The organism is Pseudomonas sp. EA_105y_Pfl2_R69 (genome assembly GCF_963970915.1).
Taxonomy (GTDB): domain Bacteria; phylum Pseudomonadota; class Gammaproteobacteria; order Pseudomonadales; family Pseudomonadaceae; genus Aquipseudomonas.
Map to the genome: position 1 here is coordinate 92,998 of NZ_CAXAOO010000003.1, position 19,197 is coordinate 112,194.

A 19,197-nucleotide genomic window follows, 5' to 3' on the forward strand; every position below is an offset into this window, starting at 1 on the left:
CGTTCGGGGCAGCAGCAGGAAATGACCGATATGGTCGCCACCGCCGTGCATGAGATGGGCCTGACCGTGCAGGAAATCGCGCGCAACGCCAGCAACGCCGCCCAGGCTTCGCACAGTGCCCGCAACGAGGCGCAGCAGGCCCGCGAAGTGGTCGGGCAATCGATTGGCCATATCGAGAACATGTCGGCGGAAATTGGCGACGCCGCCACGGCGGTCGGCCAGCTGGCCACCCAGGTGGCCTCCATCGACCAGGTGCTGGCGGTGATCCGCGGGGTGTCCGAACAGACCAATCTGCTCGCGCTGAATGCGGCGATCGAGGCCGCCCGTGCAGGCGAGCAGGGCCGCGGCTTTGCCGTGGTGGCGGACGAGGTGCGCACCCTGGCCCAGCGTACCCAGGCTTCCACCGATGAGATCCAGCAGATGATCGCCCGCCTGAAGCAGGGCGCAGAGACCGCCGTCAGCTCCATGCACGCCGGTCAGGCGGCCACCGGCACCGGGGTCGAGGCCAGCCAGCGCACCGGGCAGTCGCTCAGCGCCATCACCGAACAGGTGGAACGCATCAGCGACATGAACACCCAGGTGGCGGCCGCCACCGAAGAGCAGTCGTCGGTGACCGAGGAAATCAACCGTAACGTGCAGGGCATCGCCGACCTGGCTCACGCCAATGCCGACGAGGTGCGCAGCTGTCGCGAGGATTGCCAGACCCTGCGTGGCCTGGCCGATGACCTGGCCACGCAGATGGGCAGTTTCCGCCTGTAAGTCTGGCTATAGCCGAACTGGCTGATGTCGCTCTATTGAGTTTTTGGATAAGCCCGTCCGACGTACTGCTTAGCTTTTGTAGGAGCGGGCTTGCCCGCGAATCGGGGGCAATGCCAAAGCATCGCGGCCAATAACTAGGCGTCCCCACCGCTCCTACAGGTTTTGTAGGGCCCGTGAGGACGGCAGGCAAGGCTGAGTTGGGACCTGCAGTTTTTACCCGGTGGCACGGGCGTGTGGCCGGTCTCAGGCCAGCTCCAGGCGGTTGCGCCCTGCGGCCTTGGCCCGATAGAGGGCGTTGTCGACCCGGGTATAGAAGGCTTCGGCGGAGTCGTCGCAGAGCGGCTGGAAGGTGCCAACGCCGAGGCTGCAGGTCAGTGGCGGGTGCTCCCCCTGGCTCTGCGTCTGGACCTGCAGGGGCTGCTCGGTCAGCTCGGCGCGAAAGCGCTCGGCCAGGGCCATGGCTTGCTCCAGGCTGGTGTCGGGCATCAGCACGGCAAATTCCTCGCCGCCCAGGCGCAGGAGGATATCGCTGTCGCGGCGGAACACCTGGCGCATGCGCTCGGCGAAGGCCTGCAGGTAGAGGTCGCCGGCGCGATGGCCGAACTGGTCGTTGATCATCTTGAAGAAATCGATATCCAGCAGCACCAGCGCCAGCGCGCTGTTCTGCCGGCGTGCACTGGCCAGCCAGTTGGGCAGCAGGGCGTTGAACTGATAACGGTTGTTCAGGCCGGTGAGGGCGTCGGTACGGCTGAGGCGATCCAGTTGCTCGCCCTGGTGCAGCAGGCGCAACTCGCGCTCGAGGCCGATACGGTACTCGCGGTTCCAGCGATACAGCAGCAGGCCCAGGTAGCCCAGGTAGAGCACCAGGGCCACCGACTCGCCGATATCGCCGATACCCAGATGGATCTTGATCGCGGTGCTGGGCAGGTAGGTCAGCAGGATGGCCAGGGCGCAGCGCGCCATGCGCATCGGGTAGGTAAACGCCAGGGCGGTGCCGAACACCACCACGCAGAGCATGGTCACCAGGTGCGAGGCGATGATCCCGGGGTGCAGCTGGATGCCTGCCAGCATCAGGCCCCAGGTCAGCGACTGCAGCAGCAGCAGGGTCCAGCGGCGGTCCAGCCAGCGTTGCAGTTGCGCCGGCGACAGGTGTTCGGCAGGGCGCTGGCGGCTGCGCAGGATAAAGAACCCCAGTAACAGCAGGCCGCCGCCGCTCCAGAGCCAGAGATTCTGCTCGGGATCGTGGCTGGTCAGCCAGAGCATGGCCCAGGCGAGCAGGTAGTAATAACCGCCGAACCTGGAACGGATATGGGTATCGCTCGCCTCTCGCCACAGTCTCAGGCGGGGGCCGGTTGCCGCGGACATCGACTTCATCGGCAGCTACTCGCACGGTCACCCTGTGAGTCTAGTCGGGTGATGGCTATTTGCCTTGCGCGGTTTCAGGCCAGTTGCAGGCGGTTGCGGCCCATGCCCTTGGCCAGGTAGAGGGCGTCGTCGACGCGCTTGAAGAAGGCGGCGGCGTCGTGGTCGCGTTGCCGGTCAAAGCAGCCGACGCCCAGGCTGGCGGTCAGCGGCAGGCTGTTGGCGTCGATGTCGAAACCCTGGTGAGCCAGGGCCTGGCGGAAGCTTTCGGCGAGCTGACAGGCCTGCTCCAGGGGGGTATTGGGCATCAGTACACCAAACTCTTCGCCACCCAGGCGCAGCAGGGCATCGCTGTCGCGGCGGAACACCTGGCGCATGCGTTCGGCAAAGGCGCTGAGGCAGGCATCGCCGCAGGCGTGGCCATGGCGGTCGTTGACCTGTTTGAAGAAGTCGATATCCAGCAGCACCAGCGACAGTGGGTCGTGCTGTCGCTGGGCGTTGGCGACCATCACCGGAAACAGGCTGTTGAACTGATGGCGGTTGCCCAGCTGGGTCAGGCTGTCGGTGCGGCTGAGCACCTCCAGCGATTCCTGTTGCTCCAGCAGCTTGAGTTCCAGGGCCAGGGTGGCGTGGTACTCGCGGTGGCTGCGGTTGAGGGCCAGGAGCAGGTAGCTGAAGTAGGCCGCGAGGGTGATCAGGGTGGCCGAATGCTCGCCCCAGGCCAGGGCCATGATCAACAGCCCCGGCAGGTAGAGCAGCAGCAGGGCCAGGGTGGCGCGGCCTCTGCGCATCGCAAAGTTGAAGCTCATGGCCGTGCTGAAGGCGACGGTGCTGAGGGTGGCGATGGTGGCGGCGCTGCTCAGCAGGGGCTGGCTCAGCACCAGGGCGTAGATCAGGCCCCAGTTCAGGGCGGTGAGCAGAATCAGCCCCCACTGGCGGTTGAGCCAGTGCTGCATGGCCTCCGGACTCTGTTCGCCGGGCAGGTGGTGGAGCAGGCGCAGCAGCAGTAGAAGGGCGAACAGGGCGGCAATGGCCAGGCCCAGGCTGAGCTGGGTCATGGGGCTGGTGCTGAACAGCCAGGTCAGGAGCCAGGCCAGCAGGTAATAGACACCGCCCAGGGTCGAGCGGCTGCGGGTGTCCATGGCTTCGCGCCAGATGGCAAAGGCCTGGGGCTGGCGAGGTGCGGCGGAGTCAGTCATGGCCTGTGATCACAGATAGGCTGTAGCCTGAGCATAACTGCTACGGCATGAAACGCACTGTCAAATTGCCAGTGCGGACCGACGGCATAGGCACCTGCATGTGAGGGCGTGCTGCCACGCCTCAGGTCAGCGTTCGCTCAGCGCAGGATCAGCAGGGGGCTGGTGCTGGTACGCAGCAGGTGGCTGGTGGTGCTGCCCACCAGGAACTGGCGGATCCGCGAATGGCCGTAGGCCCCCATCACCAGCAGGTCGATACCCTGTTCGAGCTGGTAGGCGTGCAGGGTCGGTTCGACCTCGCCGGCGCGGATCGCCAGGTGCACCTGATGGCCGCCCTTGACCAGGCGCTGTTCCGCCTCCTTGAGCTGCTCCCAGGCCGGGCCGGTGTCCGCGCCGACCATCAGCACGTGGATCGGCAGGCCCCTGAACAGCGGGCTGGCGGCGAGCATGTCGATGCCCTTGTGGCAGGTCGGGCTGCCATCGAAGGCCAGCATCAGGCTCCGCGGGGCCTGGAACTGGCCCGGGGTGACCAGGATCGGCCGGTGCAGGGTGCGGATCACGCTCTCCAGATGGCTGCCCACCAGCTGGCTGAGGTTGTCGCTGGTTTCGCCCTGGCGTCCGATCACCAGCAGACGAATGTCCTGCTCCAGCTCGCCGAGGCAGGTCACCAGATCGCCGTGGCGCTGGCGCAGCTGCGGGTTGTGTACGCCATCGCGCTGGGCGCGCTGCTTGGCCGCCTCCAGCGCCAGGCGGCCCTGCTCGAGGGCCAGCTTGCTGCGCTGCTGGTCGAGGTCGGCCAGTTCCTGGAGCAGCTGCTCGCGGCTGCCCAGGGTGATATTGCCGGACAGGTTGCTCAGCGGCGGGTACTGCTTGTGATCCAGTACGTGCAGCAGGGTCAGCGGCGCGTCGAGGCGCAGGCTGGCCCAGGCGGCGTAATCGCTCACCGCCGGGGAGGACAGGGAACCATCGATGCAAGCCATTACCTGGGTCATGCTGTTCTCCTTTTTATTAGTGGCCCGACAGCAGGTCGCTGGCGTTGTCCTTGTCGTGCACGCCAAAGCGGTCGACGATGGTGGCGCTGGCTTCGTTCAGGCCAAGCACTTCGACTTCGGTGCCTTCGCGGCGCAGCTTGATCACCACCTTGTCCAGGGCCGCCACCGCGGTGATATCCCAGAAGTGCGCACGGGACAGGTCGATCACCACCTTAGCAACGGCCTCCTTGAAATCAAAGGCGGCGACGAACTTGTCGGCGGAGCTGAAGAACACCTGGCCGACCACCTTGTAGCTGCGCTGGCGGCCATCGGCGTCGGTTTCCGAGTTGATATAGAGGAAGTGGCCGATCTTGTTGGCGAAGAACAGCGCCGCCAGCAGCACGCCGACGAACACGCCGTAGGCCAGGTTGTGGGTGTAGACGGTCACCGCCACGGTGGCGAGCATGACGATATTGGTGGAGAGCGGGAAGGTCTTCAGGTTGCGGATCGAGTCCCAGCTGAAGGTGCCGATCGACACCATGATCATCACCGCCACCAGGGCGGCCATGGGGATCTGGCTGACCCATTCCGAGAGGAACACCACCATCAGCAGCAGTACCACGCCGGCCACCAGGCACGACAGACGGCCACGGCCGCCGGATTTCACGTTGATCACCGACTGACCGATCATCGCGCAGCCGGCCATGCCGCCGAGCAGGCCGGAGGCGATATTGGCCACGCCCTGGCCCTTGCACTCGCGGTTCTTGTCGCTGCTGGTGTCGGTCAGGTCATCGATGATGGTGGCGGTCATCATCGACTCCAGCAGGCCGACCACGGCCAGGGCGGCGGCGTAGGGGAAGATGATCGCCAGGGTTTCGAAATTCAGCGGTACATCCGGCCAGAGGAAGATCGGCAGGGTGTCCGGCAGCTCGCCCATATCGCCGACGGTGCGGATATCCAGGCCGAAATACATGGCCACGGCGGTCATCGAGAGGATGCACACCAGGGGCGAGGGGATCAGCTGGCCGAGCTTCGGCACATAGGGGAACAGGTAGATGATGCCCAGGCCCGCGGCGCACATGGCGTAGACCTGCCAGGTGACGTTGGTCAGCTCCGGCAGCTGGGCCATGAAGATCAGAATCGCCAGGGCGTTGACGAAGCCGGTGACCACCGAGCGCGAGACGAAGCGCATCAGGCTGCCCAGTTTCAGGTAGCCCGCGCCGATCTGCAGCAGCCCGGTCAGTAGCGTCGCCGCCAGCAGGTATTGCAGGCCGTGCTCTTTCACCAGGGTCACCATGACCAGGGCCATGGCCCCGGTGGCGGCGCTGATCATGCCTGGTCGGCCGCCGACGAAGGCGATCACCACGGCGATGCAGAAGCTGGCATAGAGGCCGACCTTGGGGTCGACCCCGGCGATGATGGAGAAGGCGATGGCTTCCGGGATCAGCGCCAGCGCCACCACCAGACCGGCGAGCACATCGCCACGGATGTTGAAGAACCAGGTGTTTTTCAGGCTTTGCAGCATGGGGTATTCCAACGGCTGGGATCCGCTGATGCACGCAAGGGCAGGGCGGAAGGGCTAATAAAAACTGGGTGGAATGAATGCGGCGCAGCCCACGAGGCCAGCGCGCATGGGCATAGCAACGGCAATGGTCGAGCCGTCCGGGCTATGCGCAAAGGGCTAAGGCGGCGTGGGCAGCCAGCGGGATGGGTGGGCCAGTGTCATTGCGACCTGTCTCTATCCATTCGGGCGAAAAGGGCGGCCACCTTAACATAAGGCCCCCGTCGCCGCACCCCGCGGGCTGTCTGGCCCTGCTCAGCGATGAGTCTAAGGTGCTGATCGAACTGGATGCCGAGGATGGCAAACTGATCAGCTTTCGTTCGCTGCTTAGCGGCTTCGCCGGCCTGCGCGACAGCGAGCCCAAGCTGTTCTACTGCATCGAGCACGACCCTTAGCTCGATTAAGCCTTAGGGCAATCCGATGGTTCGTTTAGCCGCGGCGGATCAGCCAGATCCCCGCGACGATCAGCAGCAGGCCACCCAGCTTGCCGGGGCTGATCGGGGCCTCGCGAAAGCCGGCCCAGCCGAAGTGGTCCAATGCCAGGGCCATGCTCAGCTGCCCGGCGATCACCAGGGCCATAAACAGCAGCGCGCCGACCTTGGGGCCGGCGAAGGCGGCGGTGGCGATAAACATCACCCCCAGCAGGCCGCCGCTCCAGTGCCACCAGGTCAGCCCCTTGAGCGCGCCGAGGCCGGGCACTTCGCGTTGCGCCAGCGCCAGGACGAGCAGGGCCAGGGTGCCGACGGCAAAGGAGATCAGCGCGGCCGACAGCACGCTGGAGACCTGCTTGGCCAGCTGGCCGTTGATCCCCGCCTGCAGCGGCAGGCAGGCGCCGGCGACAAAGGGCAGGGCGAGTAACCACCAGATCGGGGCGGGCATAAGGCGTCTCCAGGGCATGGGTGCCCGATTATGTCGCAAATCCTGTCCGCTCGATCAGCCTCGGTCAGGCCAGATTAGCGCTTGGCGCATGCAGAAAAGCCTGGGTTCGCCCCAGGCTTTTCTGCGGGTGATGCGCTGCTAATCAGCGGCTGCGGCTCAGGGCCATTGCATTTCCCCTTTGAGTACCTTGGCGCTGAGCTCCAGGCTGCTGGCGTCGAGCAGATTCGGGTACTTGGCTTTCATTGCTGCAATCAGCGCCTGGCTGTCCTTGGCTTTGGGCAGTGCGGCTTCGAGGTCGTTGAGGTAGCTGCGGGTAAAGCGCAGGTCATCCAGGTTCAGCTTGGGCTGGCCGATAAAGTGTCCCGGTACCAGGGTTTTCGGCTGCAGCGCCTGCAGCTCGTCGAGGGATTTGAGCCAGTCCTGACGGGCCTCTGGGGTTTGTGCATCGGCAATCCAGGGGTGGATATTGGCGTAGGTCAGCACGCCGCCGACCACCGCCTGGATGCTCGGGATCCACAGGCTGCGGTGCTTGGGGTCATGGCCGATGAGTTCGATACGCTGGCCTTCCAGGGTCAGCTGGTCGCCTTGCAGGGCTTCGGGCACCAGGGTGCGGGCCGGCGCGCTGTCCTTGAGAATCGGCCCCCAGTAGGCCAGCTTGGGCTCGCGGCTCTTCTCGATATAGGCGATGGTCTGCGGCGTGGCCAGGACCTTGGCTTCAGGGAAGGCGCGGGTCAGGGTGTCCAGGCCGAAGTAGAAGTCCGGGTCGCCATGACTGATAAAGATGGTGGTCAGGTGCTTGCCGCTGGCCTGAATGCGCTCGACCAGTTCCTGCGCTTCGCGGGTGGAGAACTGCGCGTCGACCAGAATGGCATCGCGCTCGCCGCTGATCAGGGTCGAGGTCACCGGGAACACTGCCTTGTCGCCCGGGTTATAGACGTCCAGCGTCAGGGGTTGGGCGAGAACGGCGCTGGCGCTGGCAAGCAGGCCGAGACCGGCTAGCAGGGCGTGGATAAGGCGTGGGGTGGGCATGGCAACCTCCGATTGAGTGGATGGAGGCGATCTTAGTTGCTTTAAATCGCGCAAAAAGCCCGCTAATCTGCACATATTTGTTGCGTTAAATAGGCTAATAATGGATCGGCTGACGGCAACCCGGGTATTTGTCGAGGTGGTGGAACGCGGTAGCCAGACCGCGGCCGCCGAGGCCCTGGAGATGTCGCGGGCCATGGTCTCGCGCTATCTGGCCGAGCTGGAGGGCTGGGTCGGCGCACGCCTGCTGCACCGCACCACGCGCAAGCTGAGCCTGACCGGGGCCGGCGAGCAATTGCTCGGCCAGTGCCGCGAGATGCTGGCCGTGGCCGAGGCCATGCAGGGCGTCAGCCAGGGCCGCAATGATGCACCGCGCGGCAACCTGCGCATCGCCTGTAGTCAGTCGTTCGCCCAGGCCTGGCTGGTGCACGCCTTGAACGATTTCACCGATCTGCATCCCCAGGTCAGCGTCGATCTGCTGGTGGGCAGTCAGGCGGTCAATCTGGTGGAGGCGCGTATCGACCTGGCCCTGCGCATCACCAACCAGCTCGATCCCAACCTGATCGCCCGGCAACTGGCGGTGTGCCGTTCGCTGGTGTGCGCCAGCCCGGCTTATCTGGCCAAGCACGGTACGCCATTGCGGCCCGAGGACCTGGCGCAGCACAACTGCCTGAGCTATGCCTATTTCGGTCGCAGCATCTGGGAATTTACCCGCGCCGGCGAACCCCATGCCGTGGCGGTCAGCGGCAACCTCAGCGCCAACGAGTCGATGGTGCTGCTGGAGGCGGCCCTGGCCGGTGGCGGGATCAGCCTGCAGCCGCGCTATTCGGTCAGCGCGCATCTGCGCTCCGGGGCGCTGGTGCAGCTGTTGCCTGATTATGAACCGCAGCAACTGGGCATCCACGCCCTCTACGGCACACGCCGGCAGATGCCGCCGGCATTGCGCGCCTTGCTGGATTTCCTCCTGGAGCGCCTGGTCGATCGGCCGGACTGGGATCACTAGAGCCGTGCTTCACCCGGTTTGAAACACCCAGGTCGGTGGGTTCGGTGGCGACCGCAAGTGTGACGGAGTCTGATCTTGTAGGGTGCGCTATGCGCACCGGGGCCGGCTGCAGATTATTGGTGCGCACGGCGCACCCTACGGCTTATTGCCTCTCAATTCGTATTGGGCATATAGCCTTGCCAATGCCCGGCTAGAGTGCCTTGTCGAACTGGATCAGGGCCACACGCTGGTGCTGGCGGTCGCGGCGTTCGACTATGCCGCTGGGGCTGTAACCGAGTCTCGGGTAGAGCAGCAGGCCGGCGCTATTGGCGTTGAAACAGGACACCTGCATGCGCTTGGCGTGGTAGTGCTCGCGGGCCAGTTGTTCCATCGTCTTCACCAGGTAATGGGCCACACCCTGGGCACGGGCCCAGGGCGCGACCATCAGGTTGCCCAGGGCGCAGTAGTCGCCGTATTGCCACTGGTAGAAATTGGCGAAACCGGCGACCCGGCCATTGAGCAGCGCCACGGTGCTGTCGCGGCGTTCGGCCATGGTCGCCGCCAGCTGGCCGACACTCAGTGGCCAGTCGGCTTTGGGGTAGCAGAAGAACAGTTCCTCGGGGTTCTGCGCGAAGGTGACGATCTCGCTCAGGTCATGGGCCGTGGCGGCGCGATGGTCAAACGGCGGGCTGGGCGTCATGGCGGTCATCCTTGAGGGGGCAGGGGCTGGCTGGTCAGTGCGGAGGATACTGGCTAAGCACCTTGGCGACTGTGGCGCGGATCGCCGTTTCGCGTTCCGCCGGGCTCGGCTGGCGGTTGCGCAGCACCTGTTCGGCACTGCCGCGCCAGACCAGCTTGCCGTCCTTGCCGTCGAACAGGTCGATCTGCAGGGTACCGACCTGATAGTCCAGGGTGCGTGTTTCCACATGGCTGGGGCCGCCCCAGAAGCCGCCGCGCCAGGGGTCGCCCCAGCTGCCGCCGAAGTGGGTGCTGACCTGCTGCTGGCGGTTATCGACGATCAGCCACACCTGTACCTTGAGGTCGCCGCTGCTGCCACTGGCGGCGGGGCGCAGGCCGCGTTGGTCGAGCTGTTCGCTGACCGCGGCGCGAATCCGCTGGCCGGTGAGGTCGCTGCTGATCCGTGGATCGTCAGGCTTGTACTGCACGGCCGGTTCCTGCCAGTTCCAGCTGCGGTAGGCGGCGAAATCCCGCTGGGGGTCGAAGTCGCGCTCCAGTTGCGCGGTCTGACAGGCGCTCAGCAGCAGCGCCAGGGGCAATAGCAGTAGCGATAAGCGCATGGGCGTTCTCCTGAAAAGGCTGACAGTCAGTGCGGCGGGTAACTGGCCAGGGCCTGTTGCAGCGCGTTGCGCAACGCCGCCGCCCGTTCGCCCTGGTTGCCGCCGGCGAGGGTTTCGGCACTGGTGCTCCAGACCGGCTGGCCGTCGAGGCCATCGAACAGATTGATACGTACCACTATGACCTCTTCACGGTAACTGCGCACCCGCGGCGCGCTGCCCCACATGTCGTAGCGGTCGCCGTAGTAACCGTGGCCGTAGTGGCCGCCATAGGGTTCGCTGACTTGACGGATACGCTGCTGCAGATACAGCTCGGCGCTGACCTGCAGGTCGGCCTCGATGCCGGCCCGCTGTGGGCGCAGGCCGCGCTGGTCGAGGGCATTGCTCAGGGCTTGCTGCACCTGCTCGGAGCTGGCCCAGGCGCTGCCCGCGGGTAACTGTCGCCAGCTCCAGGTGCGGTAGCGGCCATAGTCGCGGGGCGCGGCCGGGTAGGCGCTGGGGTCCAGCTGCCCAGGCACATGCGCCGGGGCCGGCGGCAGCGGCGCGCTGTCGGCGACATAGGGGTTCTGACTCTGACAGGCCGCCAGGGTGGCCAGTAGCAGTAGAGTCCCGAGCTGTCTCATGTGCTGCTCCTGCTGCTCGAATAGGGGCTTGGCAGGTAGTTTTTCAACGGCCTGTCAGCGTGGCCGGCAGATCCAGTGCAGATAGCGGCCCAGCCCGGCAAAACTGGGGTGGCGACGGTAGGCCAGCTCCATTTCCAGCAGGTCGATCAGCTCGGCCTTGGCCTGGAAGGGCTGCGGCATATAGTCGTGGAACACCCGCACGCCACTCTGGCTTTCGACCTGCCAATTAGGCTCGAGTTGCGCCGCCAGTTCGCGTGGATCGAGGGGCATCTGCGGGGTCAGGCTCTGCTTCTCGCCGGCGAACTCGGCCTTGCGCAGCTTGCGGAAGTGGCCCTTGAGCAGGTTGCGGTAGATCAGCGCGTCCTTGTTGTAGAAGGCCAGCGACAGCCAGCCGCCGGGCGCGCAGAGCTGGTGCAGCACCGGCAGGATGCTATGGGGCTGGGCCAGCCATTCCAGCACGGCATGGCAGATCACCAGGTCATAGGGGCGCTCAAGCTGACCGAGCAGGTCCTGCCAGGGGGCCTGGATAAAGGTCGCGCGCTGGCCTGCGGCGGCAAAGCGTTCGCGGGCCCCGATCAGCATGGGTTCGGCCGGTTCCGCCAGGGTTACCTCATGGCCACGCTGGGCCAGCCACAGCGACATATGGCCGAGGCCTGCGCCGATATCCAGCACCCGCAGCGGCTTGTCGGGCAGGGCTTCGGCCAGGTCGGCCTGGAGCACCGCGAGGCGGATCGCGCCCTTGGCCCCGCCATAGATCTTCTCGGCGAAGCGGGTGGCCAGCTCGTCGAAGTGTCGATCGGTCATTGCGCGTCCCCGAGAAAACGTCTTTCGTTGTCGGCCAGCTTGGCGCGCACCACCTGCTGCATATCCAGGCCCAGCTCGCCGCACAGCAGCACCAGATAGAGGACGATATCGCCGATTTCCTCGCCGGCATGGACCAGTTGCTCGGCGCTCAGTTGGCGTGACTGCGCCTCGCTCAGCCATTGGAAGATTTCCACCAGCTCGGCCATTTCCACGCTGGCGGCCATGGCCAGGTTCTTCGGGCTGTGGAATTGCCGCCAGTCGTTGCGATCACGAATGGCATGCATGCGGGCGGTCAGTTCGGCGAGGTTCATCGGGCGCTCCTGCAAAGAGGAGCATAGCTTCGGGGGTTCACCTGCGCTGTGCAAGCGGCGGCCGGCAGTTACCGGCAGCCGCGCGGGGTATTTCAGTCAAGCGGCTGCCAGCTGCCCTGCATATGCGGCAGGTCGTCCGCGCCGAGCAGGCTGAACTGGCCGCTGCTGGCCGGTTCGCTGGCCAGCAGGCGCACGGCGGCGGGCAGCAGCACAGGTTTCTGGAAGCGCACCTCGACCTGATAGCCGGCACTGGGCAGGCGCTCGCCGAGTTCGGCTATTGCCCGCGCCTTGTTCCACAGGCCGTGGGCAATGGCGCGGGGGAAGCCGAACAGCTTGGCGCTGACCGCCGACAGATGAATCGGGTTGTAGTCGCCGGCGATGCGCGCATAGCGCCGGCCGATATTCGCCGGGGCCTGCCAGTGGACGAGGGTGGTTTGCGGCAGTTCGGCGGCGGCTTCGCGTTCAGGCACCGCGCCGTCCAGGCGCAGGGCGCGGCAAAGGATGCGGCTGTCGCCCTCCCAGAGCAGGCCGAGCTGGTCGTGCAACTGGGTGATCAGGCTGAAGGTCACGCCCTTGTCGTGGGGCTGCAGGTTCTGCACCTGCACGCTGACCGTGAAGGGGCCCAGGCCGCCGAGGGAACGTAGCACCCGAATGCGGTTTTCCAGGTGCACCAGGCCGAGCAGCGGAAAGGGGAAGCGTTTATCGGTAAGCAGCTGCATCTGCAGGGCAAAGGCGAGGATATGCGGGTAGGTCGCGGGTAGCAGGCCGTCGTCGCGAAAGCCGCAGATCTGCCGGTAGCGCGCCAGGTGCGCCGGGTCGACGTTGACCTGGCAGCGCAGGCCGACAGTCGGCAGGTTGCGCCCGCTGACGCCACGGCGCAGGGCGGCGCGGGCAAACAGACCAGGCAGGGCGGATGGGGCGGGTAGATCGAGCCAGTCGATGGCCATGGCAAACTCCTCTGGGCGGGTGGCTGCAGCTTAGTCGGACGGCAGCAGAGTGCATTGGCCGCGTCGTCCCGATGGCTGGCAGGCCAGTCAATCGTCATCGCGCCTTGAGCCAGACGGCTAAAGCCGCCTAAGATGGCCGCGCCTCGCGGATAACAAGAACTCCTATAAAAATGCGTGACCTGACTGACGACGTGGCGCTGATGCGCCCGGTGCTCGATGCCTTGCGTGCCAGCGGAACCGATCCTGATCGGGTGCTGGCGCGCGTCGGCCTGCCGCCTGGCGGTTTACCCGCCGGGCGCTTTCCCCATTCGGCCCAGGCGCTGTTCTGGAAGGCCGCCATCGACGAATGCGGCGAAGAGCATGTGGGGCTGTATCTGGCCCAGCATCTGCCGGCCTTCCATGGCCTGCTGCTGGAATACCTGTTTCTCTCCAGCGAGACCTTCGGTGAAGGCCTGCGGCATGCCTTGCGCTATGTACGCCTGCTCTCCGACACCCTCGATGCCCGCCTGGAAGTGCAGGGCGAGCGCGCGGTACTGGTGCTCGGCCTGGTGCCGGGGACGCCGCGGCATTTCCCGGAAATGCTCGCCGGTGCGGTGATCCGCCTGTTCGCGGCCCTGACCGAAGGCGACTTCAGTCCCTACGAAGTGCAGTTTATCCATGCCGAGGGTGCCCCCGCCGAGCGTTACCAGCAGGTCTATGGCTGCCCGGGGCGGTTCGGTTGTGAGCGCTATGCCCTGGTGTTCAACGCCGCGGTGCTGGACAAGACCTCGCGCCACGCTGCCCCCGAACTGCTGCGCATGCACGAGTCCCTGGCGCGCCGGCAACTGGCCGAGGTCGAACGGCTGGATCTGGTGCGCAAGGTGCGCGAGCTGATCGGCGAACTGCTGGTCGACAGCGGTGCCACCCTGGAACAGGTCGCGGCCCGCCTGAATATGCCGGCGCGGCGGCTGCGCGAGCGCCTGGCCATGGCCGGGGTGCGCTTCAACGACCTGATCACCGATTACCGCTGCCGCCTGGCCAAGGACCTGCTGCTCAATACCGACGAGCGCATCGAGGTCATAGTCGAACGCACCGGCTTCTCCGAGCCGAGCACCTTCTACCGTGCCTTCAAACGCTGGGTCGGCGAGACCCCGGTGGAGTTCCGCAAGCGCGGCAAGGGCGGCCAGGCCGAGTAGGGTGCGCGGTGCGCACCGACCCCCATGCAGTAAGTGCGCACCGACTACCGGGCGAAATAGGTGACCCAGAAGTAATAGACGGTCATGCCGCTGCCCACGCCGATCACCAGCACGCGCAGCAGCTTGGCCGGCAGGCGCTGGCCCAGCGCGCCACCGGCATAGCCGCCCAGCGTCGCCCCCACCAGCAGGACTGCCAGCTCGTACCAGCTGACCCGCCCGGCGATGATAAAGGTGAGGCTGGCGACGCTGTAGATCACCGCCGAAATCAGGTTTTTCAGGGCGTTGGCCCGCGCCAGCGGATGGCCTTCGATGGAAAACGCCGCCAGTTGCAGAATGCCCATGCCCGCGCCGAAGTAGCCGCCATAGATCGACACGCCGATATGCGCACCCAGCGACAGCGGGCCGTGGGGCGGTTGTGCGGCCTCGGCGCGGCGGGCCGCCAGCCAGCGACTGAGCCAGGGGCTGGCGGCAAACAGCGCGGTGGCCGCCAGCAGCAGCCAGGGAATCAACTTGGCAAACACCGCATCGCCGCCGACCAGCAGCAACAGCCCACCCAGCAGGCCACCGGCCAGTCCGGCCGCCAACAAGGGCAGCAGATAACGCCCCAATGGCCGCAGCGAGGCCCGCGCGGCCCAGGCCCCGGCCAGGCTGGCCGGCCACAGCGCCACGGCATTGGTGGCGTTGGCCGTCACCGGCGGCAGACCGGCGGCGAGCAGGGCCGGGAAGGAGAAAAACGTGCCGCCGCCGGCCAGGGCATTCATGCCGCCGGCGGCGAAACCGGCAAGTACCAGCAGCAGAATCTCGGACACAGGCATGGCAACGGCTCGGGCAAAAGGTCAGCAGCTTAACCAGCGCGCGCGGTGGGGCCAAGTCGACCAAGGTCGTTGGCGTATAGACGGGTCAAATTGCGGGCATAAATACTGTCTGCAGCAATTTTTAAGGTCGCGTAGCGACGACCTGAAGAATGACTGCGGTGGGGGCAGGCATAAAAAACTGTCCGGAACAGTTTTTAAGGTCGCGTAGCGACGGCCCGAAGGGTGGCTGCCAGGATTGCAGGCATAAAAAAGCCGGCTTGTGGCCGGCTCTTTTGCTTGATAACTAATTGAATTTAAACAATTAAATATAATGTATTTTGTTTTACCCGCACTCTTACCCACACTCAGCATTAGGTATGGGATGTTATTGAGTGAATGCTGCTCTTTTCGCTTGCTGCTATGCATCTGTTGAGCAGCCTGTGTAATGTCCAGGTCGTGCATCCAGCTAGGTCACATAGGCTGGAACCAGTCCCAAAGCCGAGCACTATGTCGGTAGCGTCAGCATAAACCTTTCTTATCTTCTGGCTCGTTCGAGACTCTAGTGCGGGTGCTCGCTTCTCTGGGTTACCAGAGATCTTCGTCGTAGGTAGTTGGCGGGACTGTTTTCGTCATTACGAACGCTTTCTTCTTTCTTGGTCCGGAGTGCGGTTGGTGCGGTCCTGGCGTGTGTATTTGTGTGTCATCGGTTTGTTCATGGGGGTAAGAGGCAAGTACATCATCCAGCATTGCCGGTTCATGGTTGTCTGCTGCAGGCGTTTGTTTCGGTGAGGCGACGACATTGGAGGCGGTGCCAGTTGTTTCTTGGGGGGCTGAGGTGGCTTCAAGTTCAATTTGAGCATTCTCATCCAGAGAGGCGGGGCCTTGGGCGGTTTCGGTGTTGCCTACTGATGGTTGTCGACCCCCTGCAAATGTATTGCTAGCGGTTTTTTCAGGCTTGGCTTGAGGCGTTTTTTGTTTTTTGGCTTTGGAAATATGTGCTTTGTGAGCTTTTGAAATCAGTGTTTCCAGTAGCTCTGTTGCGCTAGTTCCTTGCGCCATGGCTATTTCTTGAAGATTGGATTTGGTGGTCGTGCTGAAGGTGAAGGCACACACCTGGTGGCCGCTATCTTTTTTCTTCTTTCTGTTTCTCTCCTGTCGCCAGGCATCTTTCATGTCGCGAAATAGCTCACGCGCGATGGGATCTCGTTCGATCTTCACGCCAGCATTTAGCATTTCTAGGTGGGATGGTTGCTCGCCCGGCTGGATTTTATCCTTGTATAAGAACTCATCTCCGAAGCCTTTCCCCTCCAGGTAGTCCCTGGCCCACTGGCGCTGCTCTGTATTTTCGGGCTCTAGCCACTCTAGGCCAGGCACTCTTTTACGTCCCATTTCATCGGCCCTGTGCGATGCGTTCCTGGGAGGAGTGTAGCTATTTTTATAAGCGTTATGTATAGCGGTACTTATTGCATTTTTCATTTCGCTATTAGATAGCGTTATTGATCACTCTAATATAGTAAATAGGGTATATTTTAGTGGGTTACTAGTGAGTTCCGCATGCTTATTACTATTCTCTTGCTGGATTCTTTGGCGCTTAATTCAAAGGCGAGATTTGTTCTGGCAGCGTTTTACCTGCGCTACAAATTCGCGGATACAGGCCCAATCACTGTGGATGAGCTTGCCTCCGGTCTAAGCGTGCCAGCGGGAGAGTGTGCCGATGCACTTGAAGTGCTCTTGAAGGAATCGGTGCTTACCGCGTCAGTAGATCCGGCTCGGAAGGCCGGTCGGCCGAAAAGAGCCTTCCGCATTCGTGATGAGTTGGTTTGCCGGCTCAAACTCGCGCGCTCCATATCTAAGTCGACTTCAGGTGTGCTTCACCAAAAGGTCATAGAACATCTAATCAGTGGGCCGCACATTCACGCTGTCGGTCCAGACGTAGTGGTTTGTAGAGCGCCAGTTAAGGCCGTGAAAGGGGCGAAGACGACTATTGCATTATTGAAGCAAGCACCACTTATCAGCCGATCCAACCGTTTGCTTCTGGCCATGCTATTTGGCCATTCAGATGACTTTGGCGTTGTCAGTTCTCTGAGCAATGCAGATATATGCAGGCTCACTGGGCTCGACTCCACAAGCATTAAGCAGCGAATCAGAAAGCTTCTTGAGTTGGGGTTTATTCGACGGCATGTGCCGGGTGTCGCTAGCCCCATTTTTGCGAAGAAACTCAAAAGCAGTTACGTGCTGAACCTGAACCATCGGCAAATTGCACCTGATGGAGACAGGATTGGTTTCGCTGTGCATGAGAGCTTGGACGAGTTGGCTGGCGATTGGCGTTATCTGGGCGGGGTCTGGTTTGATCTTGCACGGTGGCGTAGCCCCTCCGCTAGCAGCAGGCCTACATCTTCTGAGCTTGCAACGCCGATCTCGGTTCTGCGCCTTTTCAGAAGTGCTCCCAAGCATGTTTTTGAACGACTCGAGTTTTTTCTGAGTGGCTGCGTGACAGACCTGCTTACGCGGCACTGGGAGAAGGTTGGCGTGGCCAATTTAGATTCTGCCCTTGGTGTTCGCGACCTCATCAGTGCGTTTTTCCGCAAGCCTATTAAGGATGTGGCTGGCGGCAGCCTGCTCGATGAACAGGAAATCATCGATTTCTTTTGGTTAATGACAGTCCGGCAGGCCGAGGAGTGCAAGGCGCGACTTTCACAGTTTGAGGGGCTATCACTTTCAGGTATGAGCCTAAGGCTTATGCCTAGCGATCTGAAGCAAGGATATGCGTGTTTAGGCGTATTGATTGAAGGCGGCGGTTGGCAGGTGAAGCAGAATGGTGAGATGGCTCAGACGAAGAGCCTCCCAAGGGAGGCCGCGTGTCCTGTGGCCTTGAGGCAAAAGGCTGGGTTACTGACTACGCCGCGTCGTGGGCGTTCTAGCTAGTTTTTTCATACCTCATTTGCAAATCCTCTGAACAACTACGAGGAGCCTGTTCATGAGGATTATTCGCTTAAACGAAGTCAGCGACTCGACCGGCCTAGCCAGATCGACCATTTACAAATACATCGGGGAAGGCACCTTCCCAAAGTCGGTTTCACTGGGCGACCGTTGTGTCGGTTGGGTCGAAAGCGAGGTGCAAGAATGGATCCTGGCTCGGATTGAGGCGCGCGACCTGGCAGAGGAAACTGCTGTGCGCTCCGCTAGCCACCTAAGTATGGCCAGCTAGAACTATCCACCTGCGCTATGACTGGCTTCGGCTGGTCATGGCGTTTATGCCGGCTGTGTGCCAGGCATTCTCAGGTAACTCCCCCAGGAGGCGTTTGCGAATTCCCTCGACCGGCTCGGCAATGTTGCTCCCCATTGCCCGGTCTGGTCGGGACGGTCGGTTATGGGCAGGGCTGCATCTATTGATATAGCTATTAACTATCTACTATGCCTATCCAATAGTAATAATCACTACCTATCACCACTGACTACCGCCAGAGGGAAAGAAGACCAGTAAAAAGAAACAGAACACGTACCTCGTATGACAACAATCCATCAGGTACTCACCATGAACAACCGCAAGCTCAACACCCACCTCTCCCAGTCCGACATAGCCCTGCAGATCGAATCACTAGTCCAGGCCATCGAAAAGTCCGACACACCGGCATTTCGCATAACGCAAAGCCGCTCAGGTTACGAGCACGTCGAGCAGACCAGACTCTCCCGGCATTTCAGCAACATTCAACAGATGATCGACCTTTTTGATGATCGCGTTGAGTACCGCTACAGCGAGCACCTACAGGCGTTCAAGGAGGCTTGCCAGGACGTAGGCCTTGTGCGTGATCTTGATGGTCCTGCCTGTCTGAATGAACGGGGTACGGCTTATCTCGACCACCACCACAGCATGAACGTCCTAGTCGCACGGATTCGTCAATTGACCCGTCAGCGGTGGTATCAGCGTAGGCCTGGGGATCTTAGCTGTGACGCCCGTAAGCAGGAGAGGGAGATCGTGGAGTATACGGATGCTCTAATGAGTCTTTACTCGCGCACAACGATCATCCGGCTGAACTTCTACTACCGCCCTGAAGCTCAGGTCAGGCAGCGTGTTGAGCACGTCTTTGATGATCTGGATGCACTAATCAAGAAGCACAGCCGTCATCCGACGTTCGAACATCTCATCGGGCACATCTACTCAGTGGAGCAGGGAGACCGCAATGGCGGGAGGGGCTACCACATCCATGCAGCCTACTTCTTCAATGGCAACCAGGTATGTCGAGATGTCTGGAAAGCCATCGAGATAGGGGTGTTGTGGGAAGTGGTCACGCGTGGCCAGGGTTACATGGAAAGCTGCAACCATGACAAGGGGCAATACGGCGATGAGTGCGGCATTGGCCATATCCGGAGAGAGGATCAAGCGACCCGGCCTCATACGCACAAGGCGATGAAATACTTGGTCAAGGATGCCCAGCACCTGCGCTTGAAACCTGCGGGGGCTCGATGCCTGCGTAAGGGCAATCTGAAACGTCTCCGTTGATGGAGAGTATG

Annotated in this window: 20 protein-coding genes and 1 pseudogene; 7 read left to right on the plus strand and 14 right to left on the minus strand. The window is 62.7% G+C overall.

Going from position 1 to position 19,197, the window contains the following annotated elements; all coding sequences use genetic code 11:
- Window positions 1-30: 30 nt before the first annotated feature.
- Entirely contained in the window at window positions 31-759 is a 729-nt protein-coding gene (locus tag AACY13_RS22680) for a methyl-accepting chemotaxis protein (protein ID WP_445262570.1), read from the plus strand.
- A gap of 243 nt (window positions 760-1,002) precedes the next feature.
- Here the strand turns inward: AACY13_RS22680 and AACY13_RS09755 are convergent, their stop codons facing one another.
- From AACY13_RS09755 to AACY13_RS09770, 4 genes are all read right to left on the minus strand, one after another.
- Window positions 1,003-2,133 (minus strand): GGDEF domain-containing protein, encoded by a 1,131-nt coding sequence (locus AACY13_RS09755; protein ID WP_339461091.1) that lies wholly within the window; start codon window positions 2,131-2,133, stop codon window positions 1,003-1,005.
- Window positions 2,134-2,198: 65 nt separating this feature from the next.
- The gene (locus AACY13_RS09760) at window positions 2,199-3,320 is read right to left on the minus strand and encodes a GGDEF domain-containing protein (protein WP_339461093.1); all 1,122 of its coding nucleotides are present in this window, start codon (window positions 3,318-3,320) and stop codon (window positions 2,199-2,201) included.
- A 137-nt stretch (window positions 3,321-3,457) separates the two neighbouring features.
- Window positions 3,458-4,309 (minus strand): universal stress protein, encoded by an 852-nt coding sequence (locus AACY13_RS09765; protein WP_339461094.1) that lies wholly within the window; start codon window positions 4,307-4,309, stop codon window positions 3,458-3,460.
- 16 nt (window positions 4,310-4,325) lie between these two features.
- Window positions 4,326-5,813, minus strand: coding sequence for a SulP family inorganic anion transporter (locus AACY13_RS09770; RefSeq protein WP_339461095.1), 1,488 nt, complete (start codon window positions 5,811-5,813; stop codon window positions 4,326-4,328).
- Window positions 5,814-6,025: 212 nt separating this feature from the next.
- Here AACY13_RS09770 and AACY13_RS22685 point away from each other — a divergent pair.
- Window positions 6,026-6,244 (plus strand): annotated as a pseudogene (locus tag AACY13_RS22685) (SdiA-regulated domain-containing protein); the annotation flags it as partial.
- Between the two features lie 34 nt (window positions 6,245-6,278).
- Here AACY13_RS22685 and AACY13_RS09780 read toward each other — a convergent pair.
- Window positions 6,279-6,728, minus strand: a complete 450-nt coding sequence (locus tag AACY13_RS09780) for a DMT family transporter (protein WP_339461096.1) — start codon at window positions 6,726-6,728, stop codon at window positions 6,279-6,281.
- Window positions 6,729-6,884: 156 nt separating this feature from the next.
- Window positions 6,885-7,757 (minus strand): MBL fold metallo-hydrolase, encoded by an 873-nt coding sequence (locus AACY13_RS09785; protein ID WP_339461097.1) that lies wholly within the window; start codon window positions 7,755-7,757, stop codon window positions 6,885-6,887.
- 100 nt (window positions 7,758-7,857) lie between these two features.
- Between AACY13_RS09785 and AACY13_RS09790 the strand changes: the two genes are divergently transcribed.
- Window positions 7,858-8,757 carry a LysR family transcriptional regulator gene (locus tag AACY13_RS09790; RefSeq protein ID WP_339461099.1) on the plus strand — a complete coding sequence of 300 codons (900 nt, stop codon included), beginning with the start codon at window positions 7,858-7,860 and terminating at the stop codon, window positions 8,755-8,757.
- 190 nt (window positions 8,758-8,947) lie between these two features.
- On the opposite strand, the gene AACY13_RS09795 is transcribed toward AACY13_RS09790, so the two are convergent.
- The 6 genes from AACY13_RS09795 to AACY13_RS09820 form a co-directional block, all read right to left on the minus strand.
- On the minus strand, window positions 8,948-9,436 hold the full coding sequence (locus AACY13_RS09795; RefSeq protein WP_339461101.1) for a GNAT family N-acetyltransferase: 489 nt from the start codon (window positions 9,434-9,436) through the stop codon (window positions 8,948-8,950).
- Window positions 9,437-9,470: 34 nt separating this feature from the next.
- A complete protein-coding gene (locus AACY13_RS09800) occupies window positions 9,471-10,034 on the minus strand; it encodes a DUF4136 domain-containing protein (RefSeq protein WP_339461103.1) in 564 nt (187 codons plus the stop codon).
- Window positions 10,035-10,060: 26 nt separating this feature from the next.
- A complete protein-coding gene (locus tag AACY13_RS09805; RefSeq protein ID WP_339461105.1) occupies window positions 10,061-10,654 on the minus strand; it encodes a DUF4136 domain-containing protein in 594 nt (197 codons plus the stop codon).
- A 54-nt stretch (window positions 10,655-10,708) separates the two neighbouring features.
- Entirely contained in the window at window positions 10,709-11,458 is a 750-nt protein-coding gene (locus AACY13_RS09810) for a methyltransferase (protein ID WP_339461106.1), read from the minus strand.
- Entirely contained in the window at window positions 11,455-11,769 is a 315-nt protein-coding gene (locus AACY13_RS09815) for a nucleotide pyrophosphohydrolase (protein ID WP_339461108.1), read from the minus strand. Before AACY13_RS09815 ends, AACY13_RS09810 begins: the two co-directional genes overlap by 4 nt.
- 92 nt (window positions 11,770-11,861) lie before the next feature.
- Window positions 11,862-12,716 carry a MaoC family dehydratase gene (locus tag AACY13_RS09820; RefSeq protein ID WP_339461110.1) on the minus strand — a complete coding sequence of 285 codons (855 nt, stop codon included), beginning with the start codon at window positions 12,714-12,716 and terminating at the stop codon, window positions 11,862-11,864.
- 170 nt (window positions 12,717-12,886) lie between these two features.
- On the opposite strand from AACY13_RS09820, the gene AACY13_RS09825 reads away from it, so the two are divergent.
- Window positions 12,887-13,891: an AraC family transcriptional regulator gene (locus AACY13_RS09825; protein ID WP_339461111.1), complete on the plus strand. Its 1,005-nt coding sequence runs from the start codon at window positions 12,887-12,889 to the stop codon at window positions 13,889-13,891.
- 44 nt (window positions 13,892-13,935) lie between these two features.
- Here the strand turns inward: AACY13_RS09825 and AACY13_RS09830 are convergent, their stop codons facing one another.
- Together AACY13_RS09830 and AACY13_RS09835 are read right to left on the minus strand one after the other, a co-directional pair.
- On the minus strand, window positions 13,936-14,706 hold the full coding sequence (locus AACY13_RS09830) for a sulfite exporter TauE/SafE family protein (protein ID WP_339461113.1): 771 nt from the start codon (window positions 14,704-14,706) through the stop codon (window positions 13,936-13,938).
- A gap of 564 nt (window positions 14,707-15,270) precedes the next feature.
- Window positions 15,271-16,074, minus strand: a complete 804-nt coding sequence (locus AACY13_RS09835) for a hypothetical protein (protein ID WP_339461115.1) — start codon at window positions 16,072-16,074, stop codon at window positions 15,271-15,273.
- Window positions 16,075-16,239: 165 nt separating this feature from the next.
- Here AACY13_RS09835 and AACY13_RS09840 point away from each other — a divergent pair, with 165 nt between their 5' ends.
- From AACY13_RS09840 to AACY13_RS09850, 3 genes are all read left to right on the plus strand, one after another.
- A complete protein-coding gene (locus AACY13_RS09840; protein WP_339461116.1) occupies window positions 16,240-17,610 on the plus strand; it encodes a winged helix-turn-helix domain-containing protein in 1,371 nt (456 codons plus the stop codon).
- A 52-nt stretch (window positions 17,611-17,662) separates the two neighbouring features.
- A complete protein-coding gene (locus tag AACY13_RS09845; protein ID WP_339461117.1) occupies window positions 17,663-17,893 on the plus strand; it encodes a helix-turn-helix transcriptional regulator in 231 nt (76 codons plus the stop codon).
- A gap of 327 nt (window positions 17,894-18,220) precedes the next feature.
- Window positions 18,221-19,186, plus strand: a complete 966-nt coding sequence (locus tag AACY13_RS09850) for a hypothetical protein (RefSeq protein WP_339461118.1) — start codon at window positions 18,221-18,223, stop codon at window positions 19,184-19,186.
- Window positions 19,187-19,197 lie beyond the last annotated feature (11 nt).

Bases quoted from the DNA above. Each gene is read 5' to 3' on its own strand.
- AACY13_RS22680 (WP_445262570.1), top strand. From the start codon at position 31: ATGGTCGCCACCGCCGTGCATGAGATGGGCCTGACCGTGCAGGAAATC.
- AACY13_RS09755 (WP_339461091.1), bottom strand. From the start codon at position 2,133: ATGAAGTCGATGTCCGCGGCAACCGGCCCCCGCCTGAGACTGTGGCGA.
- AACY13_RS09760 (WP_339461093.1), bottom strand. From the start codon at position 3,320: ATGACTGACTCCGCCGCACCTCGCCAGCCCCAGGCCTTTGCCATCTGG.
- AACY13_RS09765 (WP_339461094.1), bottom strand. From the start codon at position 4,309: ATGACCCAGGTAATGGCTTGCATCGATGGTTCCCTGTCCTCCCCGGCG.
- AACY13_RS09770 (WP_339461095.1), bottom strand. From the start codon at position 5,813: ATGCTGCAAAGCCTGAAAAACACCTGGTTCTTCAACATCCGTGGCGAT.
- AACY13_RS09780 (WP_339461096.1), bottom strand. From the start codon at position 6,728: ATGCCCGCCCCGATCTGGTGGTTACTCGCCCTGCCCTTTGTCGCCGGC.
- AACY13_RS09785 (WP_339461097.1), bottom strand. From the start codon at position 7,757: ATGCCCACCCCACGCCTTATCCACGCCCTGCTAGCCGGTCTCGGCCTG.
- AACY13_RS09790 (WP_339461099.1), top strand. From the start codon at position 7,858: ATGGATCGGCTGACGGCAACCCGGGTATTTGTCGAGGTGGTGGAACGC.
- AACY13_RS09795 (WP_339461101.1), bottom strand. From the start codon at position 9,436: ATGACGCCCAGCCCGCCGTTTGACCATCGCGCCGCCACGGCCCATGAC.
- AACY13_RS09800 (WP_339461103.1), bottom strand. From the start codon at position 10,034: ATGCGCTTATCGCTACTGCTATTGCCCCTGGCGCTGCTGCTGAGCGCC.
- AACY13_RS09805 (WP_339461105.1), bottom strand. From the start codon at position 10,654: ATGAGACAGCTCGGGACTCTACTGCTACTGGCCACCCTGGCGGCCTGT.
- AACY13_RS09810 (WP_339461106.1), bottom strand. From the start codon at position 11,458: ATGACCGATCGACACTTCGACGAGCTGGCCACCCGCTTCGCCGAGAAG.
- AACY13_RS09815 (WP_339461108.1), bottom strand. From the start codon at position 11,769: ATGAACCTCGCCGAACTGACCGCCCGCATGCATGCCATTCGTGATCGC.
- AACY13_RS09820 (WP_339461110.1), bottom strand. From the start codon at position 12,716: ATGGCCATCGACTGGCTCGATCTACCCGCCCCATCCGCCCTGCCTGGT.
- AACY13_RS09825 (WP_339461111.1), top strand. From the start codon at position 12,887: ATGCGTGACCTGACTGACGACGTGGCGCTGATGCGCCCGGTGCTCGAT.
- AACY13_RS09830 (WP_339461113.1), bottom strand. From the start codon at position 14,706: ATGCCTGTGTCCGAGATTCTGCTGCTGGTACTTGCCGGTTTCGCCGCC.
- AACY13_RS09835 (WP_339461115.1), bottom strand. From the start codon at position 16,074: ATGGGACGTAAAAGAGTGCCTGGCCTAGAGTGGCTAGAGCCCGAAAAT.
- AACY13_RS09840 (WP_339461116.1), top strand. From the start codon at position 16,240: ATGCTTATTACTATTCTCTTGCTGGATTCTTTGGCGCTTAATTCAAAG.
- AACY13_RS09845 (WP_339461117.1), top strand. From the start codon at position 17,663: ATGAGGATTATTCGCTTAAACGAAGTCAGCGACTCGACCGGCCTAGCC.
- AACY13_RS09850 (WP_339461118.1), top strand. From the start codon at position 18,221: ATGAACAACCGCAAGCTCAACACCCACCTCTCCCAGTCCGACATAGCC.